This is a genomic window from Rhodosalinus sp. 5P4 (assembly GCF_041365695.1).
GTDB lineage: Bacteria > Pseudomonadota > Alphaproteobacteria > Rhodobacterales > Rhodobacteraceae > Rhodosalinus.
The window spans coordinates 81,274-99,776 of the sequence record NZ_JBGFSJ010000007.1 but is presented as its reverse complement, the minus strand read 5'-3'; the positions used below and the strand labels follow the sequence as shown (position 1 = coordinate 99,776).

The 18,503-nt window shown below is 70.5% G+C and carries 17 protein-coding genes and 1 tRNA gene; 8 read left to right on the top strand and 10 right to left on the bottom strand.

Annotated elements, in window-relative coordinates; genetic code table 11:
* Window positions 1–36 precede the first annotated feature (36 nt).
* Genes AB6A69_RS13895 through AB6A69_RS13875 form a run of 5 tightly spaced genes read left to right on the top strand, consistent with a single transcriptional unit; the run spans window position 37 to window position 3,346 of the window.
* Window positions 37–663 carry a VOC family protein gene (locus AB6A69_RS13895; protein WP_371061219.1) on the top strand — a complete coding sequence of 209 codons (627 nt, stop codon included), beginning with the start codon at window positions 37–39 and terminating at the stop codon, window positions 661–663.
* Entirely contained in the window at window positions 660–1,151 is a 492-nt protein-coding gene (locus tag AB6A69_RS13890) for an N-acetyltransferase family protein (protein ID WP_371061218.1), read from the top strand. The genes AB6A69_RS13895 and AB6A69_RS13890 overlap by 4 nt, the downstream gene beginning before the upstream one ends.
* A gap of 30 nt (window positions 1,152–1,181) precedes the next feature.
* On the top strand, window positions 1,182–1,865 hold the full coding sequence (locus AB6A69_RS13885; RefSeq protein ID WP_371054503.1) for a TerB family tellurite resistance protein: 684 nt from the start codon (window positions 1,182–1,184) through the stop codon (window positions 1,863–1,865).
* A 3-nt stretch (window positions 1,866–1,868) separates the two neighbouring features.
* Window positions 1,869–2,903, top strand: coding sequence for an endonuclease/exonuclease/phosphatase family protein (locus tag AB6A69_RS13880; RefSeq protein ID WP_371061217.1), 1,035 nt, complete (start codon window positions 1,869–1,871; stop codon window positions 2,901–2,903).
* Between the two features lie 32 nt (window positions 2,904–2,935).
* On the top strand, window positions 2,936–3,346 hold the full coding sequence (locus AB6A69_RS13875; protein WP_371061216.1) for a hypothetical protein: 411 nt from the start codon (window positions 2,936–2,938) through the stop codon (window positions 3,344–3,346).
* 3 nt (window positions 3,347–3,349) lie between these two features.
* Here the strand turns inward: AB6A69_RS13875 and AB6A69_RS13870 are convergent, their stop codons facing one another.
* Genes AB6A69_RS13870 through AB6A69_RS13855 form a run of 4 tightly spaced genes read right to left on the bottom strand, consistent with a single transcriptional unit; the run spans window position 3,350 to window position 8,918 of the window.
* Window positions 3,350–4,897: a Ppx/GppA family phosphatase gene (locus AB6A69_RS13870; protein WP_371061215.1), complete on the bottom strand. Its 1,548-nt coding sequence runs from the start codon at window positions 4,895–4,897 to the stop codon at window positions 3,350–3,352.
* A gap of 50 nt (window positions 4,898–4,947) precedes the next feature.
* Complete coding sequence (locus AB6A69_RS13865) at window positions 4,948–7,122, bottom strand: RNA degradosome polyphosphate kinase (RefSeq protein ID WP_371061214.1); 2,175 nt, start codon at window positions 7,120–7,122, stop codon at window positions 4,948–4,950.
* A gap of 54 nt (window positions 7,123–7,176) precedes the next feature.
* On the bottom strand, window positions 7,177–7,845 hold the full coding sequence (locus AB6A69_RS13860; protein WP_371061213.1) for a chromosomal replication initiator DnaA: 669 nt from the start codon (window positions 7,843–7,845) through the stop codon (window positions 7,177–7,179).
* A gap of 5 nt (window positions 7,846–7,850) precedes the next feature.
* Complete coding sequence (locus AB6A69_RS13855) at window positions 7,851–8,918, bottom strand: AI-2E family transporter (RefSeq protein ID WP_371037852.1); 1,068 nt, start codon at window positions 8,916–8,918, stop codon at window positions 7,851–7,853.
* A 399-nt stretch (window positions 8,919–9,317) separates the two neighbouring features.
* On the opposite strand from AB6A69_RS13855, the gene proS reads away from it, so the two are divergent.
* Window positions 9,318–10,673, top strand: a complete 1,356-nt coding sequence (gene proS, locus AB6A69_RS13850) for a proline--tRNA ligase (RefSeq protein WP_371054497.1) — start codon at window positions 9,318–9,320, stop codon at window positions 10,671–10,673.
* 12 nt (window positions 10,674–10,685) lie between these two features.
* Here the strand turns inward: proS and AB6A69_RS13845 are convergent, their stop codons facing one another.
* The gene (locus AB6A69_RS13845; protein ID WP_371061212.1) at window positions 10,686–13,415 is read right to left on the bottom strand and encodes a hypothetical protein; all 2,730 of its coding nucleotides are present in this window, start codon (window positions 13,413–13,415) and stop codon (window positions 10,686–10,688) included.
* 188 nt (window positions 13,416–13,603) lie between these two features.
* On the opposite strand from AB6A69_RS13845, the gene AB6A69_RS13840 reads away from it, so the two are divergent.
* The gene (locus AB6A69_RS13840; protein ID WP_371061211.1) at window positions 13,604–14,290 is read left to right on the top strand and encodes an SIMPL domain-containing protein; all 687 of its coding nucleotides are present in this window, start codon (window positions 13,604–13,606) and stop codon (window positions 14,288–14,290) included.
* A gap of 17 nt (window positions 14,291–14,307) precedes the next feature.
* Here the strand turns inward: AB6A69_RS13840 and AB6A69_RS13835 are convergent, their stop codons facing one another.
* The 4 genes from AB6A69_RS13835 to AB6A69_RS13820 form a co-directional block, all read right to left on the bottom strand.
* Window positions 14,308–15,600, bottom strand: coding sequence for an O-acetylhomoserine aminocarboxypropyltransferase/cysteine synthase family protein (locus AB6A69_RS13835; RefSeq protein ID WP_371061210.1), 1,293 nt, complete (start codon window positions 15,598–15,600; stop codon window positions 14,308–14,310).
* Between the two features lie 205 nt (window positions 15,601–15,805).
* Window positions 15,806–16,435 (bottom strand): AAA family ATPase, encoded by a 630-nt coding sequence (locus tag AB6A69_RS13830; protein ID WP_371061209.1) that lies wholly within the window; start codon window positions 16,433–16,435, stop codon window positions 15,806–15,808.
* A gap of 4 nt (window positions 16,436–16,439) precedes the next feature.
* Window positions 16,440–16,610: a hypothetical protein gene (locus AB6A69_RS13825; RefSeq protein ID WP_371037846.1), complete on the bottom strand. Its 171-nt coding sequence runs from the start codon at window positions 16,608–16,610 to the stop codon at window positions 16,440–16,442.
* A 75-nt stretch (window positions 16,611–16,685) separates the two neighbouring features.
* Window positions 16,686–17,687: a hypothetical protein gene (locus AB6A69_RS13820; protein ID WP_371061208.1), complete on the bottom strand. Its 1,002-nt coding sequence runs from the start codon at window positions 17,685–17,687 to the stop codon at window positions 16,686–16,688.
* 170 nt (window positions 17,688–17,857) lie between these two features.
* On the opposite strand from AB6A69_RS13820, the gene AB6A69_RS13815 reads away from it, so the two are divergent.
* Window positions 17,858–18,322 carry a GNAT family N-acetyltransferase gene (locus tag AB6A69_RS13815; RefSeq protein WP_371061207.1) on the top strand — a complete coding sequence of 155 codons (465 nt, stop codon included), beginning with the start codon at window positions 17,858–17,860 and terminating at the stop codon, window positions 18,320–18,322.
* A gap of 45 nt (window positions 18,323–18,367) precedes the next feature.
* On the opposite strand, the gene AB6A69_RS13810 is transcribed toward AB6A69_RS13815, so the two are convergent.
* Window positions 18,368–18,451, bottom strand: a tRNA-Tyr gene (locus tag AB6A69_RS13810).
* Between the last annotated feature and the right edge of the window lie 52 nt (window positions 18,452–18,503).

Genomic DNA, 18,503 nt, shown 5'->3' with positions numbered 1-18,503 from the left:
CATCCGCGCCCGCGCGGGTGCCGGCGGGCCGGGGCCATGGGGGACACGATGGTGACGCTCGAATTCGACCATCTCGCGGTGGCGGGCGAGACGCTCGGCGCGGCCGCGGCGCATGTGGAAGCGACGCTCGGCACGCGGCTTTCGGACGGCGGGCGGCACGCGCGCTTCGCGACGTGGAACCGTCTGCTGTCGCTCGGGCCCGCGGAATACCTCGAGGTGATCGCCGTGCACCCCGAGGCGCCGCCGCCGGCCGGCGCCCGCTGGTTCGGCCTGGACGGGTTCCATGGTCCGGCCCGGCTTCAGGCGTGGATCTGCCGGGTCGCGGACCTCGACGCGGCGCTGGCCGCGCTGCCCGAGGCGGGGCAGGCGGTGGACCTGGCCCGCGGCGACCTGCGCTGGCGCATGGCCGTGCCGGAGAACGGGCTTGCGGCATGGGATGGCCTCTTCCCAGCGCTCATTGAATGGCAGGGGCCGCGCGCGGCGGATCGCCTCGCCGAAAGCGGGTGCGGGCTTCGCGCGCTCGATCTGTGCCACCCGGAGGCCGGTGCGCTCGCCGCGCGGCTCGCGCCCCATCTCGACGACCCGCGCATCGCGTTCCGGGAAGGGCGGCCCGGCCTTCGGGCGTGGATCGACACGCCGCGCGGGGTGCGGCAACTGGCATGATCGTGCGTGCGGCAAGGGTCGGGGATGCCGCGCCCGTCGCGGCGATCTGGAACGCGGTGATCCGCGACACGGCCATAACCTTCACCACCGAGGAGAAGACGGAGGCCCGGATCGCCGCCGATATCGCGGCGCGTGGCGGCGCCTTCGTCGTGGCCGAGGAAGCGGGCGCGCTGCTCGGTTTCGCTACCTATTTCCAGTTCCGCAACGGGCCGGGCTACGCCCGCACGATGGAGCACTCGATCATGCTCGCGCCCATGGCGCGGGGCCGCGGCGCGGGCCGCGCGCTCATGACCGCGCTGGAAACCCATGCGCGGGCGGCCGGCATGTGCAGCCTCTGGGCCGGGATCAGCGGGGCCAACCCCGACGGCGTGGCCTTCCACGCCGCGCTCGGCTTCGCGCATGTCGCGGTGCTGCCCGAAGTGGGCTGGAAGTTCGGGCGCTGGCACGATCTCGTGCTGATGCGGAAACGCCTTCACGGATCCGCCTGACACCGTCGCGCGCCCGCGTTAGGATCGCTCATGTCCATCTGGAACCGCATCTCCGACGCGCTGAAGGCGCTCCGTCAGGGGGAGAGCCTCGCCGACGTCTTCGACCGGTTGAAGACGCCGCCGGATCGCAGCGTGGGGTTCACCATCGCCGTGATCGCGCTCGGCGCGAAGATGGCCAAGGCCGACGGTCAGGTCACGCGCGACGAGGTCGCCGCGTTCCGGGAGGTGTTCCAGATCGCCCGGGAGGATGAGCGCGAGGCGGCGCGCGTGTTCAATCTCGCCCGGCAGGACGTGGCGGGCTACGAACACTACGCGCAGCGCATCCGCAACATGTTCGGCGACGAGATCGCCACGCTGTGCGACCTGATGGAGGGGCTCTTTCACATCGCGCTGGCCGACGGGGCCTATCACCCGGGCGAGGACCGGTTCCTGCGGCGTGTGGCGCAGATCTTCGGGCTCTCCGGGCCGCAGTTCGCGGCGCTGCGCGCGCGCTTCGTGCCCGAGGACGGCATGCGCGACCCCTACGCCGTTCTGGGCCTCGCGCCCGACGCCTCGCGCGAGGAGGCGCGCGCGGCCTGGCGCGCGCTCGTGCGCGAGACGCATCCGGACCGGATGGTCGCACGCGGCGTGCCCGAGGAGGCGATCCGGCTCGCCGAGCGGCGGATGCAGGACATCAACCGCGCCTGGGAAGAGATCAGCGAGCGCAGGGCCTGAGCCATGCGCCTGGCCACCTACAACGTGGAGTGGTTCGACGCGCTTTTCGACGACGAGGGCGGGCTTCTCGCCGACGACGCGCGCTCGGGCCGCCGCGGCGTGACGCGCTTCGAGCAGGCCACGGCCCTCGGCATCGTGTTCACCGCGCTCGACGCCGACGCGGTGCTCGTGGTGGAGGCGCCCGCGGCGCACCGGGGGCGTGACGGGGTCAGGGCGCTGGAATCCTTCGCCGCGATCTACGGGCTGCGCACGCGCCGGGCGCTGATGGGGTTCGCCAACGACACCCGGCAGGAGATCGCGCTGCTTTACGATCCCGACGCGGTCACCGCGCGGCACGATCCGCGCGGGGGCTTCTCCGACAAAGACGGAGAGCCGCCGCGCTTCGACCAGCCGTTCCGGATCGACCTCGACATAGACGACCGGGTGGATCGGGTCGCCTTTTCCAAGCCGCCGCTCGAGGTGGCGCTGGCGTCCGCGGGCGGGGCGCGGAGCCTTCGCCTGATCGGGGTGCACCTGAAATCGAAGGCGCCGCACGGGGCAAGGGACCGCGACGCGGTGATGCGCGCGGCCATCGCCAACCGGCGCAAGCAGCTTGCCCAGGCGATCTGGCTGCGCCGCCGGGTGGATGCCGACCTTGCCCGCGGGTCGGACGTGATCGTGCTGGGGGATCTGAACGACGGCCCCGGTCTCGACGTCTACGAGGATCTCTTCGGCCGCTCCTCGGTGGAGATCGTCATGGGCGGGGACGGCGAAAACGGGCTTTTCGACCCGCATGCTAGGGAGGCGCTGGAGCGGCGGCTCGGCGCGCAACCCAGCACCGCGCGGTTCTACCTGGACACCGAGCGGCGCTTCCTCGCGGCGCTGCTCGATTACGTCATGGTGTCGCCCGCGCTGATGGCCTGCCGCCCGGCCTGGCGGATATGGCATCCTTTCGACGATCCGGTCTGCTGGGAAACGCCCGAGTTGCGCGGCGCGCTTCTGGCGGCCTCGGATCATTTTCCGGTCACGCTCGATCTCGACATCGCGGCGCGATCTTAAAACCGTCATCCGAAGGTCCTATATTGCGGTCCATGAAACGCGTAGCTCCTGCCTGCCTCGCCGTGCTCCTGTCGGCCTCCCCCGCCCTGGCCCAGGAGGCGGAGACACCCCCCGAGACGCCGCCGCCCGACGCGGGAGAGGCCGAGAACGGGCTGAGCCTGATGGAAGAGGGCGCCAAGCTGTTCATGCGCGGCATCATGAACGAGATGGAGCCCGCGCTGCGCGAACTCGAGGGCATGGCGCGCGACTTCGAACCCGCGCTGCGCGATTTCGCCGAGCAGATGGGCCCGGCGCTGCGCGACCTTTTTGCCGAGGTGGAGGACTGGAGCGCCTACCACCCGCCCGAAATGCTGCCCAACGGCGACATCATCCTGCGGCGGAAGACCCCCGAGGAAATGGCGCCCGACCCCGAGGCGGGGCCCGACGGCTCGATCGAGCTCTGACGCTCAGCGCCGCCCGATATTGACCGAGATTTCGGCGCCGAGCGCTGCGCCCAGCGACTGGAACCGGGCCTCGGCGACCTCTCCGTAAAGGGGTGCGGCGTCCGCCGACAGGTGCAGCTGAAGGATCCTCTTCTTCGGAAACCACCGCAGTTCGCCCGGCTGTTCCTCGTTCGACATCCAGAGCATCGCACCGAACCGCATCGCCTTGCCGAGCACTTCCGCCTCGTTGCGTTCGGGCTCGTCGAGCAGGTCGTAAAGCCTGTCGAAGCGGGTGCCCTCGCGCTTGTTGCGGTAGCGGTGCATCAGCGCGAGCCCCAGAAAGACCCGTTCGGAATGCTTCAGCCCGCCCAGATTGGCGCGCGTGGCGTTGTCGAAACAGATCTCGGCGCGATAGTCCGGATGGGCGCGCCAGCTTACGTCGTGCAGCAGGCAGGCCGCCTGCACGAGGCGTTTCTTCGCCTCCGGCGCGTTGCGGAAGAGGGGGCGTATGAACTCGTGAAGCTTGCGCCCGAAGCCCGGCAGCCGCGCATCCTTGGCCTCTGAAAACAGGCACGACTCGATCAGCGGATCGCGGTCGCGCAGCCGCTGGGGCATCTGCTCGTAAAGCAGGCCCTCGCGGATCCCGTAGCTCGACAGCGCGATGTCCTTGGGCTGGAACCGCCGCACCAGTCGCCCCAGTACCTCGGCGGCGTAGGGCACGAGCGACATGCGGCTGGACGAGATGTTGCAGGCGGTGCGCAGCGCCTCGAGATCGGCCTTCTCGATGAACTTGACCGTCTGCGAGACGGCCTTCGCGGTCATGCGGTATTCGTGCAGCACGTGGAGCGGGTAGCCGCGCCGCTCCATGTCGATGCGCGCGATCGCGCGCCACGAGCCGCCGACGAGGAAGAGACGATTGTGTTGCGGGCCCATCTCCGCGGCAAGCTGCTCCATGACCTCGGCGATGTGGGCCGTGCGCGCCTTCTTTCCGCCCGGCATGTCGCGCAGCCTGAGCGGCCCGAGCTGGGAGCTGACCCTGCGCCCGACGCGGCCCTCGAAGATCTCCGCCAGCTCCATCGACGACCCGCCGATGTCGCAGACGAGCCCGTAGGAGCCCGGCCAGCCCAGCAGCACGCCCTGGGCGGAAAGGCGCGCCTCCTCGCGGCCGTCGATCACCCAGAGTTTCAGGCCGGTTTCGCCCTCGACCTCGGCGCGGAACTCCGCCCCGTCGGCCGCGTCGCGCACCGCCGCGGTCGCGACGACCGTGAGCGGCGTCGCGCCCATGCCTTCGGCCAGAAGCTGGAAGCGCGCGAGCGCGGCAAGGGCGCGCGCGCGTCCCTCGGGGTTCAGTCGCCCGGTTTCCGCGAAGCCCGCGCCGAGCGCGCACATGATCTTTTCGTTGTAGAAATAGGCCGGCGAGCGCGCGGCGCCGTCGAACACCACGAGGCGGACGGAGTTCGAGCCCACGTCCACCACGCCGACCCGCGACAGCGCCCGCGCCGAGGCGTCGCGGAAAAGCGGTCTGCCGAAGGGTTCCCCATCGTCAGCGACGGAGTGGTCCGACCCGTCCATCTCGCCCCCAAGCGGTTCACGCGGAAGAATGTGGTCTCGCGTCGGCAAGGTCAATCGCTGGTATGGGTCAGTTGCGGAACGTCATGCGCGCCCGCCGACCCGCGGCCCGAAAGCGAGGGGTTTTCCATGAAGAAGCGGTGGCAATTGAACGCGAACGCGCCCTCAGGCACCGGCTCGCGGTGAAAGCTGCCGTCGGGCCGCATCACCCAGGACTGCGCCGTGTCGGCGAAATTCGCGGCCATGATCTGATCCACGATCTGGGCCTTCACGGTCGCGTTCTCGATCTCCACCAGGGTTTCCACCCGGCGGTTGAGGTTGCGCCCCATCCAGTCGGCCGAGGAGATGTAGACCCTGGCCTCGCTCGAGGGCAGCCCGTGACCGTTGCCGAAGCAGACGATGCGCGAGTGTTCGAGAAAGCGGCCGACGATGGACTTGATGCGGATGTTCTCCGACAGCCCCGCGATGCCCGGGCGCAGCCCGCAGATGCCGCGCACCACCCCGTCGACGCGGACGCCGGCCCGGCTTGCGGCGTAAAGCGCGTCGATCATGTCGGGCTCGATCAGCGAGTTCATCTTCAGCCAGATCCGCGCGGGCTTTCCTTCGCGCGCGAAGGCGGCCTCCCTCTCGATCATCTCGAGCATCCGCGGTTTCAGCGAGTGCGGGGAGATCGCGAGGTTCTCCAGCGTTTCGGGCATGGCGTAGCCCGACAGGTAGTTGAAGACGCGCGTGGCGTCCCGCCCCAGCGCGGGATCGCAGGTGAAGAAGCTGAGGTCGGTGTAGATCTTGGCGGTGATCGGGTGGTAATTGCCGGTGCCGTAATGGGTGTAGGTGACCAGCCGCTCGCCCTCGCGCCGCACCACGGTGCTGATCTTGGCGTGGGTCTTCCAGTCGATGAAGCCGTAGACGACATGGGCGCCCGCGCGCTCCAGCCTTCGCGACTGACGGATGTTCGCCGCCTCGTCGAAGCGTGCCTTCAGCTCGACGAGCGCGGTGACCGACTTGCCGTCCTCCGCCGCCTCGCAAAGCGCCTCGACGATCGGGCTGTCGCGCGAGGTGCGGTAGAGCGTCTGCTTGATCGCGACGACGTCCGGGTCGCGCGCCGCCTGTTGCAGGAAGCGCACCACCATGTCGAAGGTCTCGTAGGGGTGATGGAGCAGCATGTCCTTCTGGCGGATTGCCGCGAACATGTCGCCCTCGTGGTCCTGCACCCGCTCGGGCACGCGCGGCGTGAAGGACGGCCAGAGCAGGTCGGGCCGCGCGTCGAGCACGAGCTCCTTCAGGTCGGCGACGCCGATCATGCCGTCGATCTCGATCACCTCGTCGGGGATCACCTCGAGTTCGCGCATGATCATCTCGCGCAGTTCTTCCGGAGCACCCGAAGAGATCGTCATGCGCACCACCTCGCCGCGCCGCCGGCGCTTCAGCGCGACCTCGAACTCGCGCACGAGGTCCTCGGCCTCTTCCTCGAGCTCGAGATCGCTGTCGCGCAGGACGCGGAAGGTGCAATGGCCGGTCGGCCGGTAGCCGGGAAACAGGCTGTCGAGGTGCAGCATCAGCAATTCCTCGAGCGGCAGAACCCGGTGGTTGCCGTCGGGCGAGGGCAGCGGTGCGAAGCGGTCGATCTGGTGGGGGATCGGCAAGAGCGCCTGAAGCGCGCGCCCGTCCCGGCTACGCTCGAGCTGCAACGCGAGGCTGAAGCCCGTGTTGGGAATGAACGGGAACGGATGCGCCGGGTCGATCGCGAGCGGAGAGAGCACCGGGAAGACGCGGTCGAGGAACACGGTCCCCAGATGGTCGCGGTCGGCCTCCGAGAGCGTCGCGGCCGTCTCGATGACGATGCCTTCCTTCTCCATCTCCGCGCGGAGCGCGGCGTAGACCGATTGCTGGCGCTCCATGAGGCTCCGCGCGTTCTCGTCGATCAGCACGAGTTGCTGGGCCGGGGTAAGCCCGTCGGCGGCCGGCGTCGTGTTGCCGGCCTTTGCCAGTTCGCGCAGGCCGGCCACGCGCACGGTATAGAACTCGTCGAGGTTCGTGGCCGAGATTGACAGGAAGCGAAGCCGCTCCAGCAACGGCACGCGCAGGTTCTCCGCCTCTTCGAGCACGCGCCAGTTGAAGCCGAGCCAGGACAGCTCGCGGTTGAAGAACCGCCGCGGCCCCGACAGATCGTCATCGGGCAGCGGCTCGGGCTCGGGCAGGTCCGAATTGAGGAAATCCGCGGTGGTCATGGTCTCTCCTTGCTCCGCTCTCGTGTCGTCGCGATGACACTGGGCGGGCTGGCGTCATGTTTCATCGAGCACCTCGGCGGCAAGCGCGCGCGTGACCGGACGCTTGCCCGCCAGCGCGGCGCGGTCAAGCTTCGCCACGATCCGGGCGGCGGCGGCGAAGGAGCGGTCGATCCGCCGGGTGAGGTAGGTGATGGTGTCCGGGCTCGGGCTGAGCTGGCGATCGGCGAAGAGCTTCGCCAGCAGCGCCGAAAGCAGCGCGTCGTCGGGCGCGGCGAGGCGGACGATGCCCGCGGCCTGAAGCCGGCTTTCCAGATCGGGCAGACCGAGGCCCCAGCGCCCCGGCGCGTCGCGCCCGGTGACCAGAAGCGCCCGCCGCTCGGCGAGTGCGAGGTTGTGCAGGTGGAAAAGCGCGGCCTCGGCCGCGCCGTCTTGCGCGATGCGGTCCGCATCCTCCACCGCCACGGGGTGGGCGGCCAGCGCGGGGATGTCGGCCGCCGCCAGCTCCGCCGCGGCGACGATCCGCGCCCCCGACAGCGCGGCCCAGACATGGGCGAGGTGGGTTTTCCCCGCGCCCTTCGGGCCGACGAGCACGAGCTTGCCGCCGGGCCAGTCCCGCCACCCCTCGACGGTGGCGAGCGCCTCGGCGTTCGCGGGCGAGACGAAGAAATCGTCCCGCCCGAGTGCCGGCCGCGCCGGCAGATCGAAGCTGAGCTGGCGCGGCATTCGCGTCACTCGTCGTCCATGCTGTCGAGACCGCGATATAGGCGGCTGTCGAGGTATTGCCCGACGGCGAACCGCGCCACGACCCCGATCGCAGCGGCCACGGGAACCGCGACGAGCATGCCGACGAAACCGAACAGCGATCCGAACACGGTCAGCGCCAGCAAGAGCCAGACCGGGTGCAGACCCACCGAGTTGCCGACGAGGCGCGGGGTGATGACGTTGCCCTCCATCAGCTGGCCGAACTGGAAGATCACCGCCACCAGCGCGATCCAGAGCCAGTCGCCCCAGAACTGGAACAGCGCGAGGCCGATCGCCATCATGCCGCCGACGATGGCGCCCACATAGGGAATGAAGGTCAGAAGCCCCGCGATGAAGCCGACCACGAGCCCGAACTGAAGCCCGACGGCCATCAGCGCCACGGCGTAATAGGTTCCCAGAAGAAGGCAGACGGTGCCCATGCCGCGCAGGAACCCCGAAAGCGTCCGGTCGATCTCGCTGGCGAGACGGCGGATCACCGGCGCGTGGTCGCGCGGCAGAAGCCTGTCGATCTGCGCGATCATCCTGTCCCAGTCGAGCAGAAGATAGACGGCCACGACCGGCACGATCACGAAGAGAAGGACGACGTTGAGGAGCGAGCTGACCGAGGACAACGCCCGGTTCAGCATCTCCAGCCCGCGCGACTGCACGGCCTCGGCGATCTGGTCGAGCGAGCGGCGGATCGTGCTGTCGGGCTCGACGATCTCGGGGAAGCGCGCGAGCAGGAAATCGCGCAGCTGGCTCAGCAGTTGCGGCACGACGTTCACCAGCTCGACCGTCTGCTGCACCAGCGTGGGAATGACGAGAAGCGCCATGACAACGAAGACGAGCACAGCGCCGACCGCGATGATCGCCGTGGCCAGGGCCCGGGAACATCCCGCGCGCTGAAGCCGGTCGGCCACGGGATCGAGGAAATAGGCGATGGCGCCGCCGAGTACGAAAGGCAGAAGCACGTCGCCCAGGTACCAGAGCACCACGAGGAAGAGCGCCGCGGCGATGCCCCAGTATTTCAGCTGCTGGCGGACGGGCAGGGCCATGGCTTCTCCTTGCTTTGGGGGTATTTCACCGTATCCGGCCTGCGTTTCAACCCCGCGTTGGCGTGGCGCCGCGCCGCGGCGGCAATCGGGCGGGATCTGACGAAAGGTCAGGTTTTCCGGAATTGCCGGAAAGCGGTCGAGCGTGCACGGTTCAACCACTCCATCGTTTGGAGCTTAGCGAGTGGGCGGCCGACGGCGGCGTCGGTCGCCGGGGTTACCTGTCGTTCTCGTACGAGTGCCGCCGGCCGCGCCTGCCGTCCGGGCGCGCCGGCGGGGGGTGTCCTGTGGCCGGGGCAGGGCGCGGGCCAGCGCGCTGCCCGGGCCCGCCCTCGGCGCTTCCTTGTGCCCGGACGCAACCTCTTCTAAACCGCGCGGGACTGTCATGCCAGAGAGGGTCCGATGCGCCTGTCCCGCTATTTCCTGCCTGTCCTGAAGGAAACGCCCTCCGAGGCGCAGATCGCGAGCCACCGCCTGATGCTGCGGGCGGGCATGATCAAGCAGGCCTCCGCCGGCATCTATTCCTGGCTTCCGCTGGGCTTTCGCGTGCTGCGCAACATCGAGCGCATCGTGCACGAGGAACAGGTCCGCGCCGGGCATATCCCGATGCTGATGCCGACCCTGCAAGCGGCCGACCTGTGGCGCGAGAGCGGGCGCTACGACGATTACGGCGAGGAGATGCTGCGCATCCGGGACCGCCACGGGCGCGACATGCTCTACGGCCCCACGAACGAGGAACTGATCACCGACATCTTCCGCGCCCACGTCGCCAGCTATCGCGACCTGCCGCTCACGCTCTACCACATCCAGTGGAAGTTCCGCGACGAGATCCGCCCGCGTTTCGGGGTGATGCGGGGGCGGGAGTTCTACATGAAGGACGGCTACACCTTCGACCTCAGCCGGGAAGACGCGATCCACGCCTACAACCGCCATTTCGTCAGCTACCTGCGCACCTACGAGCGGATGGGGCTTCAGGCGATCCCGATGCGGGCCGATTCGGGCCCCATCGGCGGCGACGACACGCACGAGTTCCTGGTGCTCGCCGACACCGGCGAATCCGAGGTCTTCTACGACAGTGCCGTGACCGACATTCGCATGGGCGAGCGATCGACCGACTACGACAGCCCGGCCGACTGCAAGGCCGTGGTCGATGAATTCACAGCCCTCTACGCCCGCACCGACGAGACGCATGACGCCGCGGTCTTCGCCGAGGTGCCGGAGGCGCGCCGCCGGAAGGGCCGCGGCATCGAGGTCGGCCAGATCTTCTATTTCGGGACCAAGTACTCGGAACCGATGGGCGCTGTCGTCACCGACCACGACGGCAACCGCGTGCCCGTGCACATGGGCAGCCATGGCATCGGGGTGTCGCGGCTCGTGGGCGCGATCATCGAGGCGAGCCACGACGAGGCGGGGATCATCTGGCCCGAGGGCGTGACGCCTTTCCCGGTGGGGCTGGTCAACCTTCGCCCGGGCGACGGGGCGACCGATGCCGCCTGCGGGCACATCTACGAGGCGCTCGCGGCCGAGGGGCTGGAGCCGCTCTACGACGACACCGAGGAGCGCGCGGGCGCCAAGTTCGCGACGCAGGACCTGATCGGCCTGCCGTGGCGGATCACCGTGGGGCCGCGCGGGATCGCGCAGGGAAAGGTCGAACTGACGTCGCGCCGCACCGGCGAGAGCGAGGAGATGTCGACCGAGGCTGCGGTCGCCCGGATCGTGGAGATCTACGCCCCCCACCGGCCGCGCCACGCGCCCTGACGGGGCGCCCAGTCAGCCGCTCGGCATCCGCAGGACGTGGTTCCGCCCGTTCTTGGTGTAGCGGAGTTCCGCGTCGCCGATGGCGTTGACCTGCCCGCCGTCGAGGCGGTCGCCCACCTCGACCTTGAGGTAGCGCCCGTTCGAGAGGCGCACCAGCGCGCGGCGGTTCGACGGCTGACCGTAAACCCCGATCAGGTTGACCTGTCGCAGGTTGATCGCGTTGTCGAGCGTGGCCTCGCGCGCGACCGTGGTGCTCGACGGGGCGGCGGGTGTCACGGTGCGGGGCGCCGCGGCCGCGATGCGCGTGGGTTCCGGCTCGGCGCGGGCGACGGTCCGGCCGAAATTCCCCGGCCGTGCCTCGGGCGCGATCGACGCGACGACGGCAAGCCGCGTCGCGGAGGACAGATCGGGCGCCTCGGATGCGGGTTCGGCCGTGGCGGTCGAGGCGGAGGCGCTCGCCGAGGCGGCGTCTGCGGCGGCGCGCCGGGCCTCCGCCAGCGCGGCCTCGGCGGCGGTCTGCGCGTCTTCGAACGTGGCCGCCCGGGCCTGCGCCGCGGCCGTCACGGCCGCGGGGCGCGCCTGCGGGCGCAAGGCGGCCAGGGCGCTTTCCGGCCCCGCCTCGTCCCCGAGCAGGCTCTCTTCGGCAGGCGCGGCCTCGTCCGTCCGGAATAGATCGCCCGGCCGCGTCGGCGGACCGTCCTCGGCCACGCCATCGAGGCGCGGGCCGAAGATCAGCCCGATGTCGGGCGCGGCCTCCGGCGCGGTGTTCCCCGTGTCGCGCCTAGGCGGCACCACCGGCGGCGGGCCTTCGTAGATCGTTATGCCGAGCGGCGAATAGGAGCCTTCGGGCGTGGGCCGGATGTTGCCATCCTCGTCAAGCTGGAACACCGTCCCGGGCGGCGGCGCCGGGGGCTGCCGCGGCAGGGTCCTGTCGGCACGCGCCGGCGCGGCGCGCGGGCGCGAAAGCGCCTCGGCCCGCGGGACCGCGCCGTCGATCGAGGCGAGGACAAGCCCGTCGATCGGGATCAGCTCGGGCAGATCGGGCCGCTCCGGCGCGATCTGCCAGATGCCGGTCACCGCGTAGCGCGCCTCGGCCTCGGCGGGGGTGAGTGCGCGCCGGGCCTCCGGGGCCGGTTCCGGCTCTGGCAGCGGTGTCTGCGCGGGGGGCGCCTCGGGGGTGCGTGCGGCCGTCTCGACCGCTTCGGGCTCCGGCTCCGGCGCGGGTTCGGGGGACGCGTCCTCCGCTTCCGCCTCCGGGGCGGCGACTTCCGGCGCTGGGTCGGCGGGCTCTTCCGGCGCGTCGAGACGCGCCGCCGCCCTCTCCGACCGGTCGGGGAAGAACCGCGCGAGACCCTCGTCGACGAAGACCGCGGCCCAGGCGGCGACACCCACGAGAAACAGCAGAAGCGCCGCCGTCAGCATCAGGCCGAGATAGCGGGGCTTGCCCCCCACCTTCTGGTCGCCCCGCGCGCCGAAGAGTGTCAGGCGTTCGGCTTCGTCGTGGCTCGGCGCGCTGCGCGGCGGCTGGCCCGCGGCCGGTTGCGGCGCGGCGATCGCGGGGCCCGACGTCCGGATCGGCGGGGGTGCGGATGGCGTGCCGGTCGTGTCTTTCTCCGCGCCGCGGCGCGCGGCGGGGCCGGCCGCCGGCGGTCGGGCGGGCGGCTCCCGGTGCTGCGGCGTTGGGCCGGTGCCGGGCGCCGGGGGCGTCGCGAGCCTCGGGGCGGGCGCCTGCGGGATGCGCGGCGGCTCGGACCCGGTGCCGCGCAGCGGCGGCGCGACGGGCGCCTCGGGCGGGTCGCGGCGCGCCGGGTCCGCCGAGCGGAAGGACGGCAGGACCGGCGTCGCCTCGGCCGCTTCGGAGGTGGCGGTGCTGCGGCGCGCCCGGATCGAGAAGAAGAGCGCGGGCGGCGCCTCGTCGGCGGCCTCGTCCTCGTCTTCTGCCGTGGCGTCCTCCGGTGTCGCGGCCTCGCCGGACATTCCGCCTGTCGGACCGGCGTCCGTGGGCGCCCCGGCATCCTGCTGTGCGCCGGGCGTTTCGGGGGCGGTCGCGCCGCCGGCATCCGGCGCGGAGGACGCCCCTGCCTCTTCGCCATCGGGTGCCGCCGGCGCGTCTTCCCCCGCGCTGTCGTCGCGGTCCTCGGGGCCACCGGACGGCGTGCCATCCGCCCGCTCGGCCGGAACGGCGGGTGGCGGGGCCGCGCCCACCACCTCGAGGCGGGTGTCTTCGGGCTCAACCGAGGTGCCCGCAGACAGGAAAAGATGCGCCGCGGCGGTTTCCCCGAAAAACACCTGGCGTCCGAAACCGCCGCTTTCCGGCGTGGCGACGAAGCTGACGGGATTGAACCGGTGCTCGAGCGCGAAGGCTTCCGCCTCTTCCAGCGTCTCGCGCGCGACCGCCGCGACCCGCGTGACGGAGCCGTCCACGGTCCAGTCGAAGGTCAGCTCCTCGACCGCGTAGGGCGTCGCGCCGTCGAGCGCATGGCGGATCATCGCCTGGCGAGTCTCGTCGTCCGCCGCGCCCGTCTCGATCTCGAGGTAGCGGATCTGCGACTCGGGGATGACGAGCATCGTGGTGAAGCCGCCCGGCGCGAGGCCGAGGGCGGCGCGCCGCAGGTCCGCAAGTTCGGCGTCGAGATCGTCCACGTCGAGTGTGACGTCCCCCACGCGAAGCCAGCCCCCATCCCCGCGCAGATGGAGGCCGATGCCGTCAAAGGACAGCGACAGGGCAAAATCCGGTTTCATCGCTGAGTCTCATAGCATTCTTGCGACAGGCAATGGGAGTCCCGCGATGCGCGCGCCGCGACCCGGCTAGCGATTTGCCGCCGAGCGCGATGCGCGCGCCGCGCGCGGCGCTTGCCAGCAGCCGGGGGTTGAGCGACGCTGACGCTGACGCTGTGGCCGTGGAATTCGCGGCAGGAGGAGGCTTTCGCATGCGATTTGCACTTGTTCTGGCGGCCGTGCTGGCCATCGCCGCCCCCGCCCTGGCGCAGACGACCGCGCCCACGATCACCGTCACCGGCACCGGAGAGGCGAGCGCCGCCCCCGACACGGCGATCGTCTCGCTGGGCGTCGAGGAGCACGCCGAGACCGCCCGCGACGCCATGGACCGCGCCTCGCGCGCGGCGGGCGCGATCCTGTCGCGCCTCGAGGAGATGGGCGTGGCGGCACGCGACGTCCAGACCAGCGAGCTGTCGCTGACCCCCGTCTGGAAGGACCCGGAGCGCGATGCGCCGCGCGAGATCACGGGCTACGCGGCGCGCAACCAGGTGACGGTGCGGCTGCGCGACCTCGACGCGCTGGGCGGTATTCTCGACGCGGTTCTCGCCGATGGCGCCAACCGGTTCGGCGGTCTGAGCTTCACGCTGGCGGATCCTTCGGGGCCAATGGCCGAGGCGCGCGCGGCGGCCGTGCGCGACGCGATGTCGCGCGCTGCGCAGCTGGCCGAGGCGGCTGGCGTCGGCCTTGGCCCGGTCCAGAGCATCGGCGAGCGCGGCGGCGCGCCGCGCCCGGTGATGATGGAGGGGGCGCGCATGGCCTCGGACGCGGCCATGCCGGTGGCCGCTGGCGAACTCGAACTGCGCGTTCAGGTCGAGATGGTGTTCGCCATCGCGCAGTGAGTTCGCGCGTGGCCGGTTCAGCCGGCCGCTTTCGCGAGGCCCTGCTCGAGGTCGGCGATCAGGTCGGCCGCGTCCTCGATCCCGATGGAGATCCGCACCACGTCCGGCCCCGCTCCGGCCGCGACCTGCTGTTCCGGGGTCAGCTGGCGGTGGGTGGTCGAGGCCGAATGGATGACAAGCGAGCGCGTGTCGCCGAGGTTGGCGACGTGGCTGAAGATCTCGAGCCCGTCGACAAGCTTCACGCAGGCGTCGTAACCGCCCTTGAGCGACACGGTGAAGAGCCCGCCCGCGCCCCTGGGGCAGATCCGCGCCACGCGATCGTTGTAGGGCGAGGAGGGCAGCCCGGCATAGGTGACACGCGCCACCGCCGGATGCTTCTCGAGCCAGCCCGCCACCTCGATCGCGTTCTCGCAGTGCTTGCGCATGCGCAGCGACAGCGTCTCGATGCCCATGAGCGTGTAGTGCGCGGCCTGCGGATTGAGCGTCATGCCGAGGTCGCGCAGCCCCACGGCGATCCCGTGGAAGGTGAAGGCGAGCGGCCCGAACGTCTCGTGGAACTTCAGGCCGTGATAGGCGGGCTCGGGGTCCGACAGGGAGGGGAACTTGCCCGAGGCGGACCAGTCGAACCGGCCCGAATCGACCACCACGCCGCCCGTGACCGTGCCGTTGCCGGTGAGGAACTTGGTCATCGAGTGCACGACGAGCGTGGCGCCGTGCTCGATCGGGCGGCAGAGATATGGCGTCGCCGAGGTGTTGTCGACGATGAGCGGCAGGCCCGCCCCGTCGGCGATCTTCGCGATCTCGTCGAGGTCGGTGATGTAGCCGCCCGGGTTGGCGATCGATTCGCAGAAGATCGCGCGGGTGTCGTCGTCGATCGCGGCCTCGATGGCGGCGTAATCGTCGAAATCGACGAAGCGGGCGGACCACCCGAAGCGCCTGATCGTCTGGCTGAACTGCGTCACCGAGCCGCCGTAGAGACGGGTGGAGACGACGATGTTCCGCCCCGGCTCCATCAGTGGGAAGAGCGCCATGATCTGCGCCGCGTGCCCCGAGGAGCAGCAGACCGCGCCCACGCCGCCCTCGAGCGTCGCCATGCGTTCCTGCAGGACGGCGACCGTCGGGTTGGTGAGGCGCGAGTAGATGTAGCCCACTTCCTGGAGGTTGAAGAGCGCGGCGGCGTGATCCGCGTCGCGGAAGACATAGGCCGTGGTCTGGTAGATCGGGGTCTGGCGGGCGCCGGTCGCCGGGTCGGGGCGGCTGCCCGCGTGGATCTGCAGCGTGTCGAAGCCGTAGTTGGGCCCGTCGGTCATCTGGCACTCTCCCTGTGAAATTCGCCCCGAGGTTTAGGCGCTTTCCGCGCGCCGCTCAATCGTCCCCGGCGGGTGCGGGGCTGGAAAGGACGGCCGTGCGACGCGTGGCGGCGTCCGCGGACGCGCGGCCCGCGCGCCTCGCGGTCCCGGGAACGGCGGCGCGCGGCGGACCCCGGGCGGTGGAACGCCCGTTCCTTGCGGCGCGTCAGTCCGCCAGCGCGTCGAGTACGGGCTGCCACTGCGCGCGCATCGGCGCGTAAAGCTTCTGCCGGCGGTCGAAGATCGACAGGCCCAGGCTGGCCAGGTCGCCGTAGGCCGCGCGCTCGGTGATCCAGGCGAGCGGCATCTGGCCGATTTCCTCGCAGAAGACGGCGAGCTCGCTCGTGGCGCGAGCGCGCGGACGCACGCGATTGGCCACGGTGTGGATTTCCAAGCGGCCCTTGCGGACACGCTTGATCGAGCGGAGATCCCGCAGGAAACGCTTCGTCGCGTCCTCGTCGAACCAGGACGGCATCAGCGGCACCAGCAGAAGATGGCTCCGGGCCACGAGATCCTGCGCCTCGTCCCCGTCGAGCCCGCCCGGCGCGTCCACCACCACCCAGCCGGCCTTCTTCCCGGGCGCTTTGCCGAGCGATTTGGGCGACGTCCAGTCGAGCCGCGCGATGGGCGCGGCGTCGTCCGGCCGGCGCTTCAGCCACCGGAACGCCGATTTCTGCGGATCGGCGTCGGCCAGCGCCACCCTCTCGCCCCGCGCCGCCAGCGCCGCGGCGACGGTGATCGCCAGGAGCGTCTTGCCGGCACCGCCCTTGCGGTTGGCCACGAGGATGGTGCGCACCGCTCTAGCCTTCCTTGCCCTGTCCGTGGCGCTTGACGAAATCGCGGATGAAAAGGCGAATTTCCCGCGCGGCGGAACTGTCCATCTCGTCGCAAAGCTGGATGAACTCGTCGCGATCGTCCTTTGCGATCCGGATCACGAGTTGCCCGTCCTTGGCCTTCTTCTTCTTCGGCATGGGATCCCTTGCGGCGTTAGGTGCCGTTTTTGCCTAGCCTGCGTATATACGCCGCGCAACCCCTTCGCCCTTGCGTCAGCGCATCCAGTAGCCGGCCTTCTTGATCCGGTTGCGCAGCGCCTGCTCGCGCCGGGGCAGGGCGTCGCGGTCGAAAAGGGCGCGTAACTTCCGGCCTCGCCCCTGAAAGATCAGGCGTTTGGCAGGCTCGTGACCCTTGAGCACCTTCTTGATCCGGTTGGGGGCGGCCACCTGTTCGAGAACCTCAACCACGCGGTCGTCCTCGCGGGCGTAGAGTAGCGGCAGCAGCCGGTAATGGCAGGTCGTCCGCCCGTCGAGATAGCCCGGCGGCAGCGTGTCGCGCCCCCCGCCCAGGGAATGGATGACGAGCGGCAGCGCCACCTGGTCCAGCCAGGGATCGAGGCTCTGGCACACCAGTTCCGGTGGCGGGTCGTCCCGGATCGCAAGCGCGTAGTCCAGAAAGCGCCGCCCGAAGGCATGGGCGTCGCGGTGATAGAAGAAGCCCGCGTTGAAGTAGAGATAGCGCCGCCAGAACTCGTCCGGTTCGGTGAGGTCCAGCGACGTTTCGAAATCCAGCCCGAACTTGTCGTAGAGCGAACGCCAGATATCCGTGTAGCCCGGCCCGTAGAGCTCCAGCCTGGGCCAGGTGCCCTCGCGCCGCAGCGACGCGCTCGGCCGGTCGAAGTCGAAGGGCACCTCGGCGAGTTCGCCCGTCACCAGCGTGTCGGTGTCGAAGAAGACGAAGGGCCGGTCGCCGGGCAGGGCGGCGAGCGCCTCGATCTTGTTGCCGTAGGGGTAGCTATCCCCGAAATGCCGGCTTTCGAAGGGCAGGAACTCCGCACCGAGTTCGCGCAGCAGGGCGCGGGTGGCGTCGTCGGAGATCCTCGGGTCGCGCGACCAAAGCGGGCCGGGCTGCGGCTCCGCCAGAAAGAGGCGCCCCGCAAAGCCGGGACTCATCGCGCGAAGTGACGCGGCGAACAGCACCGCCTCGTATTGCAGCCGCCCGGCCTGGACGACGACAAGGATGTCGAAGGGTTCCGCTGCGCGCGCCCCGTCCATGGCTGCCCCTTCCAAGCTCGGCCCCGACTATAGGCGGCGGGCGCACAGGCGCAACGGCACGGCGGCACGGAGCGTGACGCATGGCGGGCTTGCGGTGCGATCGCTTGTCCGGGCCGGGCCGCGAACCGATGTCCTCGGCAGACGTTTCCGAATTCCTGGCAAGACACATCATGGCAGCCGACATCCCTGCAACCCCTTCGCTGCTGCGCGGGCCTCTGGCCGCGCCGCAGGACACCCTGTCGCGCCACTACCGCAGGCTCGGCGCATTGTCGCGGATGTTGCGGTTCCGGGTGGCGGCAAGCGACAGCTGGATGGACCGGCAGGCGCACCGCGCCCGGCCCGCCCGGGTTCTCGGGATCGAGCTCGACGGCGATGTCCGCGCCGTGCTGGAGCTTTACGACCTGGGCGACGGCCACGCCGAGATCGGCCTCTCGGTCGATGACGCCTACCAGAATCGCGGCCTCGGCCGGACGCTATTCCGCGCGGGGCTCCGGGCGGCGCGGGAGATGGGGGTGGAGACGGCGGATCTGTTCTTCTCGCAGTCCAACAGGGCGATCATGAAGATCGTCTCGGAGGTCGGCGCGGAGATCCGGGACCAGCAAGGCGACCGCTGGGCCAGCATCCGCCTCGTCTGACGCCCGTGACGCCGCCGAGCGGACAAGCCTCATTCTCGGGATGAATGGTGGGCGACCCTGGAATCGAACCAGGCATGGGTCTCCCCGGCGGATTTACAGTCCGCTGCCGCACCTTGCAGCGCGTCGCCCTTACGCAGGAAGCCGTTCCGGCGTGCGGCGCGGGATAGCCTTTGGCCCATGA

Excerpts from the sequence above, each read along its gene's own strand:
- AB6A69_RS13890 (WP_371061218.1), top strand. The coding sequence starts at position 660 with ATGATCGTGCGTGCGGCAAGGGTCGGGGATGCCGCGCCCGTCGCGGCG.
- AB6A69_RS13820 (WP_371061208.1), bottom strand. The coding sequence starts at position 17,687 with ATGGACGGGGCGCGCGCAGCGGAACCCTTCGACATCCTTGTCGTCGTC.
- AB6A69_RS13880 (WP_371061217.1), top strand. The coding sequence starts at position 1,869 with ATGCGCCTGGCCACCTACAACGTGGAGTGGTTCGACGCGCTTTTCGAC.
- AB6A69_RS13885 (WP_371054503.1), top strand. The coding sequence starts at position 1,182 with ATGTCCATCTGGAACCGCATCTCCGACGCGCTGAAGGCGCTCCGTCAG.
- AB6A69_RS13840 (WP_371061211.1), top strand. The coding sequence starts at position 13,604 with ATGCGATTTGCACTTGTTCTGGCGGCCGTGCTGGCCATCGCCGCCCCC.
- AB6A69_RS13825 (WP_371037846.1), bottom strand. The coding sequence starts at position 16,610 with ATGCCGAAGAAGAAGAAGGCCAAGGACGGGCAACTCGTGATCCGGATC.
- AB6A69_RS13875 (WP_371061216.1), top strand. The coding sequence starts at position 2,936 with ATGAAACGCGTAGCTCCTGCCTGCCTCGCCGTGCTCCTGTCGGCCTCC.
- AB6A69_RS13845 (WP_371061212.1), bottom strand. The coding sequence starts at position 13,415 with ATGAAACCGGATTTTGCCCTGTCGCTGTCCTTTGACGGCATCGGCCTC.
- AB6A69_RS13855 (WP_371037852.1), bottom strand. The coding sequence starts at position 8,918 with ATGGCCCTGCCCGTCCGCCAGCAGCTGAAATACTGGGGCATCGCCGCG.
- AB6A69_RS13895 (WP_371061219.1), top strand. The coding sequence starts at position 37 with ATGGGGGACACGATGGTGACGCTCGAATTCGACCATCTCGCGGTGGCG.
- AB6A69_RS13815 (WP_371061207.1), top strand. The coding sequence starts at position 17,858 with ATGGCAGCCGACATCCCTGCAACCCCTTCGCTGCTGCGCGGGCCTCTG.
- proS (WP_371054497.1), top strand. The coding sequence starts at position 9,318 with ATGCGCCTGTCCCGCTATTTCCTGCCTGTCCTGAAGGAAACGCCCTCC.
- AB6A69_RS13835 (WP_371061210.1), bottom strand. The coding sequence starts at position 15,600 with ATGACCGACGGGCCCAACTACGGCTTCGACACGCTGCAGATCCACGCG.
- AB6A69_RS13860 (WP_371061213.1), bottom strand. The coding sequence starts at position 7,845 with ATGCCGCGCCAGCTCAGCTTCGATCTGCCGGCGCGGCCGGCACTCGGG.
- AB6A69_RS13865 (WP_371061214.1), bottom strand. The coding sequence starts at position 7,122 with ATGACCACCGCGGATTTCCTCAATTCGGACCTGCCCGAGCCCGAGCCG.
- AB6A69_RS13870 (WP_371061215.1), bottom strand. The coding sequence starts at position 4,897 with ATGGACGGGTCGGACCACTCCGTCGCTGACGATGGGGAACCCTTCGGC.